This window comes from Variovorax sp. V93 (assembly GCF_041154485.1).
Taxonomy (GTDB): domain Bacteria; phylum Pseudomonadota; class Gammaproteobacteria; order Burkholderiales; family Burkholderiaceae_C; genus Variovorax; species Variovorax beijingensis_A.
Genome location: NZ_AP028669.1, coordinates 2,538,933 through 2,552,946, shown reverse-complemented (window position 1 = coordinate 2,552,946; position 14,014 = coordinate 2,538,933). Strand labels below are relative to the sequence as shown.

Genomic DNA, 14,014 nt, shown 5'->3' with positions numbered 1-14,014 from the left:
GGCAGCCGACATGACGCAAGCCACCGGCGTGACCGCCGAATCGATCACTCCGCCCGTGGTGGCGGTTCAAACCGCGGGCAAGGTCCGCACGCCCTGGGGCGAATGCTGGCGCCGCTTCAAGAAGCAGCCCGTGGGCATCGTTGCCGCGCTGTTCGTGCTGCTGCTGGTGTTCGTCGCGGTGTTCGCGCCGTGGATCGTGCCCTTCGACCCGGAGAACTTCTTCGACTACGACATGTTGAACACGGGGCCTTCGGCCACGCACTGGTTCGGCGTCGATCCGCTGGGCCGCGACATCTTCAGCCGCATCCTGATGGGGGCGCGCATCTCGCTGATGGCGGGCTTTCTTTCGGTGCTGGTGGGCGGTTTCGTCGGCACGGCCTTCGGCCTGCTCGCGGGCTACTACGAAGGTTGGTGGGACCGCATCGTGATGCGCATCTCCGACGTGCTCTTTGCCTTCCCCGGCATTCTTCTGGCGCTGGGGGTGGTCGCCATCCTCGGCAGCAGCATGACCAACGTGGTGGTGGCGGTGTCGGTGTTCAGCGTGCCGGCCTTCGCGCGGCTCGTGCGCGGCAACACGCTGGTGCTCAAGCAGCAGACCTACATCGAGGCTGAACGCAGCATCGGCGCGTCGGACTGGACCATCATCGTGCGGCACATCCTGCCGGGCACGATCTCTTCGATCGTCGTGTACTTCTCGATGCGCGTGGGCACCTCGATCATCACGGCCGCCAGCCTCTCGTTCCTCGGCATGGGCGCGCAGCCGCCCACGCCCGAATGGGGCGCCATGCTCAGCGAAGCCCGTGCCGACATGGTGACCTCGCCGCACGTGGCGCTGTTCCCGAGCCTGGCCATCTTCTTCACCGTGCTGGCGTTCAACCTGCTCGGCGATGCACTGCGCGATGCGCTCGATCCCAAGATCGACCGCGAGTAGCCGGCCCTCTGCACGCATGCCATCGATTCCGCACATCGGCAGCCTGCCGGCCGGCCAGCGCAACGCCATCACCGACGTGCCAGGCGTCGCTGTCGGGCACAGGACGCTCGACGACCACGGCGTGCAGACCGGCGTGACCGTCGTGCGCCCGCACGCCGGCGATCCCTTTCGCGACAAGGTACCGGCCGCGGCCGTGGTGCTCAACGGCTTCGGCAAGAGCGTGGGGCTGGTGCAGGTCGAAGAGCTCGGCGTGCTGGAAACGCCCATCGCGCTGACCAATACCTTTTCGGTCGGCACCGTGGCAACGGCGCAGATCCGCAGCTGCGTGGCGGCCAACCCCGGATCCGGGCGCTCGCTGCCCACGGTCAATCCGCTGGTCTTCGAGTGCAACGACGGCTTCCTGAACGACATCCAGCGGCTGGCGGTGACCGAAGCCGACTACCTGCAGGCGCTGGCAAGCGCCGGCGCCGATTTCGGGCAAGGCTCGGTGGGCGCGGGCCGCGGGATGTCCAGCTTCCAGCTCAAGGGCGGCATCGGCAGCGCATCGCGCCGCGTGCCGGCGCGCCACGGCGGCGTGCACACCGTGGGCGCGCTGGTGCTGGCCAACTACGGCCGGCTGCCGCAGCTGGTGCTGGCCGGCCATGCGGTCGGCGGACACCTGGCAACGCAGCTGGCATCTCGCAGTGCGGTCCAGGAACCGGAAAAGGGTTCGATCATCATGCTCGTCGCCACCGATGCGCCGCTGGACGCGCGGCAGCTTCGCCGGCTGGCGCTGCGCGCGGGTGCCGGGCTGGCGCGCACCGGCTCGGTCTTCGGCCATGGCAGCGGCGACATCGCACTGGCTTTTTCCACCGCCTACACGGTGCCCGACCGGGTCGAACGCCCGATGCCCGCGGTGGCGATGCTGCACGACGGCCTGCTCGACGATATCTTCCAGGCCGCGGCCGACAGCACGGAACAGGCCATCGTCCATGCGCTCTGGCGCGCCACGGCCGTCACGGGCCGCGACGGCCACCACCGGCCCGCTCTTTCCGAGCTGCTGCCGGTCTCATCCTTCCACTCTTCCTTTGCCGGATCGCGTTCCTCCCCATGAAAGTCCTGATCTCCACCGACATCGAAGGCGTTGCGGGCGTCTACCACCACGAGCAGGCCCGGCCGGGCAACCCCGAGTACGAACGCGCCCGCCTGCTGATGGCGCACGAAGCCAACGCGGCCATTGCCGGCGCCTTCGAGGCCGGCGCCACCGAGGTGCTGGTCAACGATTCGCATGGCGGCTTTCGCAACATGCCGCCCGACGTGCTCGATGCGCGCGCCCGCGTGGTGCAGGGCAAGCCGCGCTACTTGAGCATGGTGGCGGGCGTGGAGGAAGGCGTGGACGCCGTCTGCATGGTCGGCTACCACTCGCGCGCGCAGGGGCGCGGCATCCTCGCGCACACGATCAACAGCTTCGCCTTTGCCGGCATCCGGCTCGGCGAGCAGGAGCTGGGCGAGGCCGGGCTCTACGGCGCGCTGGCCGGCGAATACGGCGCGCCGGTCGTCATGGCCAGCGGGGACGACGTGTTCATCGCAGAGAACCGTCCGATCTTTCCGCATGCCACCTTCGTGCAGACCAAGCGCGCCACTGGGTTCAGCAGCGGCGTGTCGCTCTCGCCCGAGCAGTCGCGCGCGGCCATCCGCGCCGGGGTGGTCCAAGGGCTGGCCGGCAGGGACAGCGCCGCTGCGCTGGTCTTCAAGGGGCCGCAGGTGGTGACGCTGCGCACCCAGTCGCCGGCCATGGCCGATCTTTTCTGCCAATGGCCGTCGTTCGAACGCATCGACGGTGTGACTTTGCGTTTCACCGCGGACACGGTGGAGGCTGCGGTGCGCATGCTGAACTGCTGTTCGGCGATGTCTTCGATGTTGCGTTGAATTTTTTGGGGACGGGGGCCGGGTCTCGCCCCGGCGGGCGAGCTACTTTCTTTTGCTTCGCCAAAAGAAAGTAGCCAAAGAAAAGGCGACCCCACTGTCTGCGTCCCTCCGCTTCGCTACGGGCAACCTGCGGTGCTCGATTCCGGCGGGGGTCCGCAGAACTCGCTTCGCTCAAACAGCTGCGGCCCTGATCCCGCCTCCATCTGCGCTCCTCGGCGCATACAGAAGGGGTGGGAGCGGGTGGCCTTCGCTTCGCTCGGCCCCAATACCAACAGCCCAACTCAATACCAACAGCCCAACCACCGCAGGCGCTGCGCGCCTGCGGTGGCTTGGCGGCCGAGCGAAGCAAAGGCCCGTTCGGTTTGCCCTCCCCTCTGGCTGCGCCGAGGAGCGCAGGGTTTCGCGGATCAGGGCTCGCAGCTGTTTGAGCGAAGCGAGTTCTGCGAGACCCCGCGAAACCCGAGCACCGCAGGTTGCCCCGTAGCGCAGCGCAGGGGTCCCAGACAGTGGGGTCGCCTTTTCTTTGCTTACTTTCTTTTGGCGAAGCAAAAGAAAGTGAGGCGGCCGCCGGGCGGAATCCCGGCCCCGGAACCCAAAAACACCCGCCCCCCAAAACCCCTCATCCACCTCCACCAAACCCCTCCCCCCTTATCCAGAATAAGCATTCAACCGCCCGGAAACCCGCATGGGCATTGAGGAATAAGCTTATCCGCATAAGGCACGAACCAAAAAATAGTTTGCTTCCATAAGGCGCGCTTTCAGAATCTCGGCTTCTTGCTGGGGCGCCCCGTTGTACGTGCGGCACCGCACTTCTTCAAGACACACGCACGATGTACCAATACACAGAATTCGATCGCCAGTTCGTCCATCAGCGGGCTGCCCAGTTCAGAGACCAGCTCGAACGCTGGCAAAAGGGCCGCCTGCACGAAGACGAATTCCGTCCCCTGCGCCTGCAAAACGGCTGGTATGTGCAGCGCTACGCGCCGATGCTGCGCGTGGCCGTGCCGTACGGCGAGCTTTCGAGCCGCCAGCTGCGCGTGCTGGCCAAGATCGCCCGCGAGTACGACGAGCCCGAAACCGAGGTCTACCGCAAGGCCATCGAGACGCAGGGCCTGCTCGGCAGCCACAAGCTCCCCACGCACTACGCCCACTTCTCGACCCGCCAGAACGTCCAGTACAACTGGATTCCGCTGTCGAAGTCGGCCGACGTGATGGACCTGCTGGCTTCGGTCGACATGCACGGCATCCAGACCAGCGGCAACTGCATCCGCAACATCACGAGCGACGAGCGCGCCGGCATCGCGGTCGACGAAATCGCGGATCCGCGCCCCTACGCCGAAATCATGCGCCAGTGGAGCACGCTGCACCCTGAATTCGCCTTCCTGCCGCGCAAGTTCAAGATCGCGATCACCGGCGCCGCCGAAGACCGCGCCGCCACCGGCTGGCACGACGTGGGCCTGAAGCTCGTGAAGAACGAGGCGGGCGAGATCGGCTTCCGCGTGCAGGTGGGGGGCGGCATGGGCCGCACGCCCATCATCGGCACCGTGCTGCGCGAGTTCCTGCCGTGGCAGCAGATCATGAATTACCTCGAAGCGGTGATCCGGGTCTACAACCGCTATGGCCGCCGCGACAACATCTACAAGGCGCGCATCAAGATCCTGGTGAAGGCCGAAGGCCAGCGCTACATCGACGATGTCGAGGCCGAGTACAAGCAGATCATCGAGCACGACGGTGCGCCGCACACCATCACGCAGGAAGAGTTCGACCGCGTGGCCGCCTCCTTCGTGCCGCCGACGCTCGCCACCCGCGTGCTGCAAAGCGCCGAGAAGACCGATGCCGAGCTGCGTGCCCACGCCGCCGACGACGTGATGTTCGCGCGCTGGCTGGCCCGCAACGTGGCCGCGCACAAAAACCCCGCGCTGCGCGCCGTCACGCTCTCTTTCAAGCGCCTGAAGCAGGCGCCCGGCGATGCATCGGCCGCCCAGCTCGACACGCTCGCCGAACTGGCCGACCGCTTCTCGGCCGGTGAAGCCCGCGTCACGCACGACCAGAACATCGTGCTGCCCTGGGTGCATGCCGAAGACCTGCACGCGCTGTGGCTCGCCGCCCGCGCGGCCGGCTTTGCGAGCGCCAACGTGCACCTGCTGACCGACATGATCGCCTGCCCCGGCGGCGACTTCTGCGCGCTGGCCAATGCACGCTCCATTCCCATCGCCGAAGCCATCACCGAGCGCTACCAGGACCTCGACGAGCTCGACGACCTGGGCGAGATCGACCTGCACATCAGCGGCTGCATCAACTCCTGCGGCCACCACCACAGCGGCCATATCGGCATCCTGGGCGTCGACAAGGACGGCAAGGAGTGGTACCAGGTCACCCTTGGCGGCTCCGACGGCTCGGCCCTCAGCGGCGCGCCGCAGGCCGGCAAGGTGGTCGGGCCCTCGTTCTCGGCGGCCGAAGTGCCGGGCGTGATCGAGGCCGTGCTCACCACCTACCGCGACACCCGCGAAGGCGGCGAGACCTTCATCGACACCCTGCGTCGCGTCGGCCACGACCCGTTCAAGGCCGCGGCCAACGGTGCGCGCTTCAAGGTGGAGGAAGCGGCATGAAAAAGACCTTGCACATTCTTTCCGCCGAAGAGCACATCGACGACGGCGACCCGAAGGTCCTGCAGCTGCCGAACGATGCAGATCCGCTCGCCATCGAGGTGTGCCTGGAAGACATCGAGCGCATCGACCTGAACTTTCCGAAGTTCACCGATGGCCGCGCCTACAGCCAGGCCTTTCTGCTGCGCCGCCGGCTCGGCTTCAAGGGCGACATCCGCGCCACCGGCGACGTGCTGATCGACCAGCTGGTGCAGATGGAACGCACCGGCTTCTCCAGCGCCGTGCTGAAGGAAGGCGTGGACGCCACCGATGCACAGCGCCAGTTCGACCGCTTCTCGGCCTTCTACCAGGGCGATGCGGTGCAGCCCGCGCCGCACTTCGCGGCCGGCACCTGAGCCCGCATGGGAACCATCGACATGAGCATCGCCACCACGGACATCGATTTCGCACGCATCAACGCCGAGCTCGGCCGCAACGCCGAGGGCCTGGTGGACTGGGCCATCGGCCTGGGCCAGCGCGCGATCGTCACCACCAATTTCCGCCCGTTCGAGGCCGTGATCCTGCACATGGTCACGCGCGCCAGGCGCGACGTTCCCGTGGTCTGGATGGACAACGGCTACAACACCGAGGCCACCTACCGCTTTGCCGACGAGGTGACCAAGCAACTGGGCCTGGATCTGCACATCTACCTGCCGCGCCGCTCGCGTGCGCATCGTGAAGCGGTGGAAGGCCCGACCCCGGCGCTCGACGATCCGCGCCATGCCGCCTTCACGGAAGAGGTGAAGCTGGAGCCCTTTGCCCGCGCACTGCGCGAGACGGCGCCGAAAGTCTGGTTCACCGCGCTGCGGGCCACCGACACGGCCGTGCGCGCGCAGATGGACCCGGTCAGCGTCAACCCCGACGGCCTGATCAAGGTCGCGCCGCTCCTGCACTGGTCGTCCAAGGACCTGTACGCGTACTGCGAGGCGCACGGCCTGCCCAACAACTTCGACTACGTGGACCCGACCAAGGGCGAAGACAACCGCGAGTGCGGACTGCACCTCTCTCACTGAGAGTCCGCGCCGCACCGATCCTCCGCATTCAGCACCCCACCCCGATGAACGCCCGCACCGAAACCGAACTGCTGCTGCCGCCCATGCACTCTCCCGCGCGCCTGTCCAACACCCACCTCGATGCGCTGGAAGAGGAAACCGTCTTCATCCTGCGCGAAGTGGCGGCCGCCTTCGAGCGCCCCACTCTGCTGTTCTCGGGCGGCAAGGATTCGCTGGTGCTGCTGAAGTGCGCGGAGAAGGCCTTCGGTGCCGGCCGCATTCCGTATCCGCTGCTGATGATCGACACCGGCCACAACTTCCCCGAAGTGACGGCCTACCGCGACCAGCGCGCTGAGGAACTGGGCGCCGATTTGATCGTGCGCAGCGTGGAGGACTCGATGGCGCGAGGCACCGTGCGCCTCGCGCACCCCGGCGAATCGCGCAATGCGCACCAGTCGGTCACGCTGCTCGAAGCCATCGAGGAATTCCGCTTCGACGCGCTGATCGGCGGCGCCCGCCGCGACGAGGAAAAAGCGCGCGCCAAGGAGCGCATCTTCTCGCACCGCGACAGCTTCGGCCAATGGCAGCCCAAGGACCAGCGCCCCGAGCTGTGGACGCTGTTCAACACGCGCCTGGCTCCGGGCGAGCACTTCCGCGTGTTCCCGATCTCGAACTGGACCGAGCTCGACGTGTGGCAATACATTGAGCGCGAGCATGTCGGCCTGCCGTCGATCTACTACACGCACAAGCGCGAAGTGGTCGAGCGCCGCGGCCTGCTGGTGCCGGTGACCGAACTGACCCCGCCGCGCGACGGCGAAACGGTGCAGGTGCGCGACGTGCGCTTTCGCACCGTGGGCGACATCACCACCACCTGCCCGGTCGAGAGCCTCGCGGCCGATGCGGGCGATGTGGTGCTCGAAACGCTGTCGGTCGACGTCAGCGAGCGCGGCGCGACGCGCATGGACGACATGACTTCGGAAGCTTCGATGGAGAAGCGCAAGAAAGACGGGTATTTCTGATGAGCACGACGACGGCAACCCTCGACAACACCGCCCTCCACGGCGACACCGGCACCGCCCTGCGCTTCATCACCTGCGGCTCGGTCGACGACGGCAAGAGCACGCTGATCGGCCGCCTGCTGGTCGACAGCAAGACCGTGCTGCAGGACCAGCTCGCCGGCGTGCAGCGCGGCGGCGAAACCGACCTCGCCCTCCTGACCGACGGCCTCTCGGCCGAGCGCGAACAGGGCATCACGATCGACGTGGCCTACCGCTACTTCTCGACCGCCAAGCGCAAGTTCATCATCGGCGACGCGCCGGGCCATGAGCAGTACACCCGCAACATGGTCACGGCCGCCTCGGCCGCCGATGCCGCCGTGGTGCTGGTCGATGCCACCAAGCTGGCCTGGGCCGCCGAGGTGGAAGACGGCACCGTGGTCAAACGCGAACTGCTGCCGCAGACGCGCCGCCACACGCTGCTGTGCCATCTGCTGCGCGTGCAGTCGGTGGTGTTCGCAGTCAACAAGCTCGACGCCATCGATGACGCGGGCCTCGCCTTCGAACGCATCTCGACCGCGCTGAACGCCTTTGCCGAAGCGGCCGGCGTGCAGGTGGCCGCCATCGTGCCGATCTCAGCCCTCAAGGGTTGGAACGTGGCCACGCGCCACGCCGACTGGGTCGGCTACGAGGGCCCGAGCCTGCTCGAGCTGCTCGAAGAGTTGCCGGTCACCGTGCAGGACGAGGCCGTGCCTTTCGCCTTCCCGGTGCAGTGGGTCGAGAAGTTCTCGTCCTCGGCCGACACCTCGCAGGGCCGCCGCGTGTTCTGGGGCCGCGTGGCTGCCGGCCATGTCGAACCCGGCCAGCGCGTGACCGTGCTGCCCAGCAACCAGACCGCCACGGTCGCGCAGGTGCTGAGCCACACGCGGCAGCCGAAGGTGGTGCATGCAGGCCACAGCGCCGGCATCGTGCTCGACCGCGAAGTGGACGTGTCGCGTGGCGACTGGCTGCTGGCGCCCGGCGCCTTCGAGCCGGTGCGCGAAATCACCGCCACCGTGGCCTGGCTCGACGACGAGCCGCTGGTCGCGGGCCGCGTGTACTGGGCGCTGCAGGGCCACCGCTGGGTCAAGGCCAAGGTGGCGCGCATCGTCGACCGGGTGAACATCACCACGCTCGAATCGGAGCCCGCGACGCAGCTGGAGGCCAATTCCATCGGCGATGTGGTGCTGTCGCTGCAGCAGCCGCTGGCCGTGCTGCCCTTCACGCAATCGCGTGCCTTGGGCTCCCTGGTGCTGGTCGATACGGCCTCCCACAAGACCTCCGCTGCCGTGCTCGTGCAGCCCGCCGCCGCAAAGGCCTAAAATCTGGGGTTTTCCCCGACCTCACACTGACGTTAGAAGACAAATGACCCACGTCGTCTCCGAAGCCTGCATCCGCTGCAAATACACCGACTGCGTGGACGTATGCCCCGTGGATTGCTTCCGCGAAGGCCCCAACATGCTGGTGATCGATCCGGACGAGTGCATCGACTGCGCAGTCTGCATCCCCGAATGCCCGGTCAATGCGATCTATGCCGAGGAAGACCTTCCGGCCAACCAGATCGCCTTCATCAAGCTCAACGCAGAGCTCTCGCTGGCCGACGGCTGGAAGAGCATCACCAAGCGCAAGCCCGCGCTGCCCGACGCCGAAGAGTGGAAAGACAAGACCGACAAGATCGGGGAGTTGGTGCGCTGAGCACGCAAGCCGCTCCGATCGAGACCGACGCCCTCATCATCGGCGCCGGCCCGGTCGGGCTGTTCCAGGCCTTCCAGCTCGGCCTGCTCGAGATCTCCTGCCACATCGTCGATGCGCTGCCCGCCGCGGGCGGCCAGTGCGTGGCGCTCTACGGCGGCAAGCCGATCTACGACATTCCCGGCACGCCCGTCACCAGCGGAAGCGAACTCGCGCAGTCGCTGCTGAAACAGGTCGAGCCCTTCAAGCCCCGGTTCCATTTCGGCGAGCAGGTGGCCACGCTCGAAAGGCAGGCCGACGAGCGGCTGCTGCTGACCACGTCGGCCGGCACGGCCTTTCTCGCCAGGACGGTGTTCATCGCGGCCGGCGTTGGCGCCTTCGTGCCCAAGCGCATCGCGATCGAAGGCATTGCGCAGTTCGAAGGCCGCTCGCTTTTCTATCACCCCGATTCGCTGGACCGCTTTGCCGGACAGGCGGTGGTGGTGAATGGCGGCGACGACGTGGCGCTGGAAACCGCCGTCGCGCTCACGGCCATTGCAAGGCAGGTCACGCTGGTCCACCGCCGCGACGGCTTCCAGGCCGGCGAGGCGCTCGTCGCTTCGATGCGCGCGCTGGTGGCCGAGGGCAAGCTGGCCTTCAAGGTCGGCCAGCCCACCGCCTTCGACGGCAGGCAACTGCAGATCACCACGCCCGATGCGGCCACGGTCGACCTGCCGCTCGACGCGCTGATCGCCTGCCTGGGCATCTCCCCGCGCCTCGGCCCCATTGCCGATTGGGGCCTGGAACTCGAGCGCAAGCAGGTGCCGGTCGACACCGAGAAGTACGAAACCCGCGAACGCGGCGTGTTCGCGGTGGGCGACATCAACACCTATCCGGGCAAGAAGAAGCTCATCGTCTGCGGCTTCCACGAGGCCACGCTGGCAGCCTGGGGCGCCACCGCCATCGTGTTCCCGGGCAAGGCCGTGCCGCTGCAGTACACGACCACCAGCACGCGGCTGCACGAGCTGCTGGGCGTGGCTAGTTCGCGCTAGGCAGCAGCAGCGCGCGGTATTCGCCGATGAAGCTGCCGATGGCGGCGGCGAATCGGTCGATGTCCGCGTCGGTCAGCGGCAAAGACAGCACGATGAAGCCGCGCGGCGAGGCGTAGATGCCTTCGCCCAGCAGGTGAAAGAACAGCAGCTGCCGCAGCCGCCCGTCGACCGCCGCCAGGTCGTCCACGCACTGCACCTCCCCGCGCACGAAATGCGCGTTCATCAGAGAGCCGATGCCGGTGAACTGCATGGCCACGCCCTCCTTCGTGCACAGCGCATTGAGCCGCGCACGCATCGCCTCGCCGCGCTCGGCCAGCGCGCCGGCCGCTTCAGGGGTGAACAGCTTCGTGAGGCCCGCGTACCCGGCCGCCATGGTCATCACGTTGTTGTTGAAGGTGCCCGAATGGGAGAGCGATCCCGTGCGCGGATCGAACTGCGCCATCACGTCCGAACGCCCGCCGAAGGCGCCGAACGACATGCCGCCGCCGATGTACTTGCCGAGCGTGGTGAGATCGGAACGGATGCCGAGCCTGTTGGCCAGGCCCTGCGGCCCCAGGCGCGAGGTCATGACCTCGTCGAAGATCAGCAGCGCACCTACCTTCGCCGCGCCATCGCGAAGTGCTTGCAGGAAGTCGAGACGCCCCGGAATGCAGCCGCTCGCGCCCTGCATCGGCTCGACCAGGATCGCGGCAATCTCCGGCCGGTGCTTCTCGATCTGCTCGCTCGCAGCCTGCGCATCGTTGTAGGGCAGCACCAGGAAGTCGAAGGGCACCGTGGTCGGCAGCGGCTTGGCGCCGAAGCCGAGCACGCCGCCGTGGTAGCCGCCCGAGAACACCACGATCTTTCGCCTTCCCGTGAAGTGCAGCGCGGCCGTGAGCGCCATCAGGTTGGCCTCGGTGCCCGAGTTGGTGAAGCGCACCTGCTCGATCTGCGGAAAGCGCTCGCAGATGGTCTTCGCGAGCCGGCCTTCGAGCAGGTTGTGGCCCGTGAGGTTGATGCCGCCCTGCATCGCCTCGAGCACCGCATCGCGGATCTCGGGTGCCGAGTGGCCATAGACGCCGGCCGTGTACTCGGCGATGAAGTCGGCATAGCGGTGGCCGTCGGCATCCCAGAGCGCGGCGCCCTCGCCCTTGGCAATGGTGAGCGGAAACGGCGCGTAGAACAGCACCGAGCGGCTGTTGGCGCCCGGCATGTAGCGCGCCTGCGCCTCGAACTGGCGCAGGCTCGCGGGGTTGGCCTCGGTGAAGCGCTGGAAGGCCCGGGCAAGGGACTGGTCGATTGCAGGATCGCTCATGGGACACATCCTCGAAGTGGCGGCACGCGGGTTGCCATATCCGGACCATCATCCATGGTTTGGAGGCTGGGCGCGCAGGCTCGTACAATAGTTTCCGCTCTGCGCCACGGCGCGGAGCACCACGCTAGGGGTGTCGAACCGGAATCCGTTCCGGGGCTGACTGAGAGAGTCCCTTTGAACCTGACTGAGGTAATCCTCGCGCAGGGAAGCTGGTCCGGCGGCCTGTCGCGTTGTCTCGCGCGATGGCCCCACCGCCGGAGCCTCGCCCACCTGCCAAACCTTTTGCACTGGAGCAACTGGATGGCACACGACGACGAACCTTCTTCCGCCAACGAGGCGCTGGCGCCCCTGCCCGCGTCGCAGCGCGCGTTCGGCTGGCACGACCACGCATCGCTCTGGTTCAGCCTGGGCGTCGGGCTGCTGGTGATGCAGATCGGCGCCTACCTGGTGCCGGCGGTGGGCACGCGGGACGCGGCCATCGCGATCGTGCTGGGCTCGCTGCTCGGCGCGGGCCTGCTGGCCTGGACCGCACGGCTCGGCTGCGAGAGCGGCCTGGCGAGCGCCGGGCTGATGCACGCCACCTACGGCAGCGCCTTCGCGCGGCTGCCGGTGCTGCTCAACATCGTGCAGCTGGTGGGCTGGACCACCTTCGAGCTCGTGATCATGCGCGAGGGTACGCAGGCGATCGGCCAGCAGGCCTTCGGCCTGGCGCTCGGCGGACCGCTGGGCGGCGCCCTCACCACGCTGCTCTGGGGCGCGGTGCTGCTGGCGCTTCTGGCCGGCTCCATGGTCAAGCTGGTGCGGCGCTTCGTGAGCCGCTTCGGCCTGCCGCTGGTGGTGCTGTCGCTGCTCTGGCTGAGCTGGCAGTTCGCAACCCGCCTGCAAGCCAAGGGCCTCGACGCCTTCTGGGCCCGGCCGGGCGATGGCGGCATGGGCATGTTCGGCGCGCTCGACCTGGTGATTGCCATGCCGGTCTCATGGCTGCCGCTGGTGGCCGACTACGCGCGCCACGGCAAGCGCAGCGCGGGCGGCCTGGGCAGCGCCTTCAGCGGCACCTGGATCGGCTATGCGCTGGCCAACGTCTGGTGCTATGCGCTCGGCGTGATGGTGGTGAGCGTGGCGGAACCGGGCACAGGCCTGGTCACCGCCCTGCTGCTCGCCCAAGGCGGGCTGGTGGCGCTGGGCCTGATCCTGATCGACGAACTCGACAACGCCTACGGCGATGTGTATTCGGGCTCGGTGTCCACCCACAGCCTGCTGCCGCGCTGGAGCGTGCGGCGCTGGGGCCTCCTGCTCGCGGCGCTGTGCACCGCGCTCGCGCTGGTGCTGCCGATGCATACGCTCGAGCCGTTCCTGCTGATGCTGAGTTCGGTGTTCGTGCCGCTCTACGGCGTGATCCTGGGGCGGCTGGGTACGGGCCAGGCGGTTTCGTCGGTGGGCATGCGTCGGGTCGACCTGGGCGCGGCGCTGATCTGGATTGCGGGCATCGCGGCCTACCATGCGCTCGCCGGGTGGGCGCCGCAGTTCGGCTCGGCACTGCCGACGCTGGCCGCGACCTTCCTGCTGGCCTGGGCCAGCCGGCCCAAGGCTACGCCGACGACGGCAGGCGGTGCGTCGGCACTGGCGCAAAGCCGTGGTTGAGCGGACCGTGTCCCGCGCCGGTCTTCACATGCGCGCCGGCGGCCATCGCGCCGAGGATGTAGGCGCGCGCGCGCTCGACGGCCTCGGGCAATACGAGCCCCAGCGCCAGGTGCGCGGCAATGGCGGACGACAGCGTGCAGCCCGTGCCATGCAGGTTGCGGCTCGCGATGCGCTGCGAGGCCAGCCGCTTGCGCGTGCCGTCGGACTGCAGCAGCACGTCGACCACCTCGTCGCCCGGCAGGTGGCCGCCCTTGAGCAGCACGGCCTGCGCGCCGAGCGCCAGCAGTTCGCTGGCCGCATCGTCGAGCGCATCGATGCCGTCGATCGCATGGCCGATCAGCAAGGCTGCCTCGTCGAGGTTGGGCGTGACCACCACGGCGCGCGGGAACAGCTCGCGCACCAGCACCTGCACGGTTTCCGAAGCTATCAGCCGGTCGCCGCTGGTGGCGACCATCACCGGGTCCAGCACCACGTTGGGCAGCCGGTAGTGATCGATGGCCCAGGCCACCACCTCGACCACCTCGGGTGCATGCAGCATGCCGAGCTTGACCGCATCGACGCCGATGTCCTCGACCACCGCCTGGATCTGTGCCTTGAGGAAAGCCGGCGGCACGCCGTGGATGCCCGCGACGCCGAGCGTGTTCTGCGCGGTGAGCGCCGTGATGGCTGTCATGCCATAGCAGCCAAGCGCCGCGAAGGTCTTCAGGTCGGCCTGGATGCCGGCACCGCCGCCGCTGTCAGAGCCGGCGATCGAGAGCACGCGTGCGTAGCGCAGGGGCGCTTGGGGCGCGTCGGAAAGTGCTTGGGTCATGCTGAAAATTATCGGCGACCGGCCCTGCCTTTCTC

The 14,014-nt window shown here is 67.8% G+C and carries 13 protein-coding genes and 1 riboswitch; of the genes, 11 read left to right on the top strand and 2 right to left on the bottom strand.

Features of this window, described 5'->3' with window-relative positions:
* Positions 1-10: 10 nt before the first annotated feature.
* The 10 genes from gsiD (at position 11) to ACAM54_RS12060 (ending at position 10,233) form a co-directional block, all read left to right on the top strand.
* Positions 11-931 carry a glutathione ABC transporter permease GsiD gene (gene gsiD / locus ACAM54_RS12105; RefSeq protein ID WP_027730556.1) on the top strand — a complete coding sequence of 307 codons (921 nt, stop codon included), beginning with the start codon at positions 11-13 and terminating at the stop codon, positions 929-931.
* Positions 932-947: 16 nt separating this feature from the next.
* The gene (locus ACAM54_RS12100; protein ID WP_369650827.1) at positions 948-2,024 is read left to right on the top strand and encodes a P1 family peptidase; all 1,077 of its coding nucleotides are present in this window, start codon (positions 948-950) and stop codon (positions 2,022-2,024) included.
* Positions 2,021-2,839, top strand: a complete 819-nt coding sequence (locus ACAM54_RS12095) for a M55 family metallopeptidase (RefSeq protein ID WP_369650826.1) — start codon at positions 2,021-2,023, stop codon at positions 2,837-2,839. The genes ACAM54_RS12100 and ACAM54_RS12095 overlap by 4 nt, the downstream gene beginning before the upstream one ends.
* Positions 2,840-3,669: 830 nt before the next feature.
* Complete coding sequence (locus ACAM54_RS12090; protein ID WP_369650825.1) at positions 3,670-5,448, top strand: nitrite/sulfite reductase; 1,779 nt, start codon at positions 3,670-3,672, stop codon at positions 5,446-5,448.
* A complete protein-coding gene (locus ACAM54_RS12085) occupies positions 5,445-5,840 on the top strand; it encodes a DUF934 domain-containing protein (RefSeq protein ID WP_369650824.1) in 396 nt (131 codons plus the stop codon). The genes ACAM54_RS12090 and ACAM54_RS12085 overlap by 4 nt, the downstream gene beginning before the upstream one ends.
* A 21-nt stretch (positions 5,841-5,861) precedes the next feature.
* Positions 5,862-6,497: a phosphoadenosine phosphosulfate reductase family protein gene (locus ACAM54_RS12080; protein ID WP_145743885.1), complete on the top strand. Its 636-nt coding sequence runs from the start codon at positions 5,862-5,864 to the stop codon at positions 6,495-6,497.
* A gap of 44 nt (positions 6,498-6,541) precedes the next feature.
* Positions 6,542-7,495 (top strand): sulfate adenylyltransferase subunit CysD, encoded by a 954-nt coding sequence (gene cysD / locus ACAM54_RS12075; protein WP_021007141.1) that lies wholly within the window; start codon positions 6,542-6,544, stop codon positions 7,493-7,495.
* Positions 7,495-8,832, top strand: a complete 1,338-nt coding sequence (locus ACAM54_RS12070) for a sulfate adenylyltransferase subunit 1 (RefSeq protein ID WP_369650823.1) — start codon at positions 7,495-7,497, stop codon at positions 8,830-8,832. The genes cysD and ACAM54_RS12070 overlap by 1 nt, the downstream gene beginning before the upstream one ends.
* Before the next feature lie 43 nt (positions 8,833-8,875).
* Positions 8,876-9,205 (top strand): ferredoxin FdxA, encoded by a 330-nt coding sequence (gene fdxA / locus ACAM54_RS12065; protein WP_021007139.1) that lies wholly within the window; start codon positions 8,876-8,878, stop codon positions 9,203-9,205.
* A complete protein-coding gene (locus ACAM54_RS12060) occupies positions 9,163-10,233 on the top strand; it encodes an NAD(P)/FAD-dependent oxidoreductase (RefSeq protein WP_369650822.1) in 1,071 nt (356 codons plus the stop codon). Before fdxA ends, ACAM54_RS12060 begins: the two co-directional genes overlap by 43 nt.
* Here the strand turns inward: ACAM54_RS12060 and ACAM54_RS12055 are convergent.
* On the bottom strand, positions 10,220-11,527 hold the full coding sequence (locus ACAM54_RS12055; protein ID WP_369650821.1) for an aspartate aminotransferase family protein: 1,308 nt from the start codon (positions 11,525-11,527) through the stop codon (positions 10,220-10,222). The genes ACAM54_RS12060 and ACAM54_RS12055 overlap by 14 nt on opposite strands.
* A 116-nt stretch (positions 11,528-11,643) precedes the next feature.
* Positions 11,644-11,751, top strand: a riboswitch (TPP riboswitch).
* Between the two features lie 76 nt (positions 11,752-11,827).
* Here ACAM54_RS12055 and ACAM54_RS12050 point away from each other — a divergent pair.
* On the top strand, positions 11,828-13,168 hold the full coding sequence (locus ACAM54_RS12050) for a cytosine permease (RefSeq protein WP_192324543.1): 1,341 nt from the start codon (positions 11,828-11,830) through the stop codon (positions 13,166-13,168).
* Here ACAM54_RS12050 and thiD read toward each other — a convergent pair.
* Positions 13,116-13,979 carry a bifunctional hydroxymethylpyrimidine kinase/phosphomethylpyrimidine kinase gene (thiD, locus tag ACAM54_RS12045; RefSeq protein ID WP_369650820.1) on the bottom strand — a complete coding sequence of 288 codons (864 nt, stop codon included), beginning with the start codon at positions 13,977-13,979 and terminating at the stop codon, positions 13,116-13,118. The two genes, ACAM54_RS12050 and thiD, sit on opposite strands and share 53 nt — an antisense overlap.
* Positions 13,980-14,014: the final 35 nt, after the last annotated feature.

What these genes read in the sequence shown, in the direction of transcription:
- ACAM54_RS12055 (WP_369650821.1), bottom strand. Translation starts at nt 11,527, where the DNA reads ATGAGCGATCCTGCAATCGACCAGTCCCTTGCCCGGGCCTTCCAGCGC.
- ACAM54_RS12100 (WP_369650827.1), top strand. Translation starts at nt 948, where the DNA reads ATGCCATCGATTCCGCACATCGGCAGCCTGCCGGCCGGCCAGCGCAAC.
- cysD (WP_021007141.1), top strand. Translation starts at nt 6,542, where the DNA reads ATGAACGCCCGCACCGAAACCGAACTGCTGCTGCCGCCCATGCACTCT.
- fdxA (WP_021007139.1), top strand. Translation starts at nt 8,876, where the DNA reads ATGACCCACGTCGTCTCCGAAGCCTGCATCCGCTGCAAATACACCGAC.
- ACAM54_RS12085 (WP_369650824.1), top strand. Translation starts at nt 5,445, where the DNA reads ATGAAAAAGACCTTGCACATTCTTTCCGCCGAAGAGCACATCGACGAC.
- ACAM54_RS12050 (WP_192324543.1), top strand. Translation starts at nt 11,828, where the DNA reads ATGGCACACGACGACGAACCTTCTTCCGCCAACGAGGCGCTGGCGCCC.
- ACAM54_RS12070 (WP_369650823.1), top strand. Translation starts at nt 7,495, where the DNA reads ATGAGCACGACGACGGCAACCCTCGACAACACCGCCCTCCACGGCGAC.
- ACAM54_RS12090 (WP_369650825.1), top strand. Translation starts at nt 3,670, where the DNA reads ATGTACCAATACACAGAATTCGATCGCCAGTTCGTCCATCAGCGGGCT.
- ACAM54_RS12080 (WP_145743885.1), top strand. Translation starts at nt 5,862, where the DNA reads ATGAGCATCGCCACCACGGACATCGATTTCGCACGCATCAACGCCGAG.
- ACAM54_RS12095 (WP_369650826.1), top strand. Translation starts at nt 2,021, where the DNA reads ATGAAAGTCCTGATCTCCACCGACATCGAAGGCGTTGCGGGCGTCTAC.
- gsiD (WP_027730556.1), top strand. Translation starts at nt 11, where the DNA reads ATGACGCAAGCCACCGGCGTGACCGCCGAATCGATCACTCCGCCCGTG.
- thiD (WP_369650820.1), bottom strand. Translation starts at nt 13,979, where the DNA reads ATGACCCAAGCACTTTCCGACGCGCCCCAAGCGCCCCTGCGCTACGCA.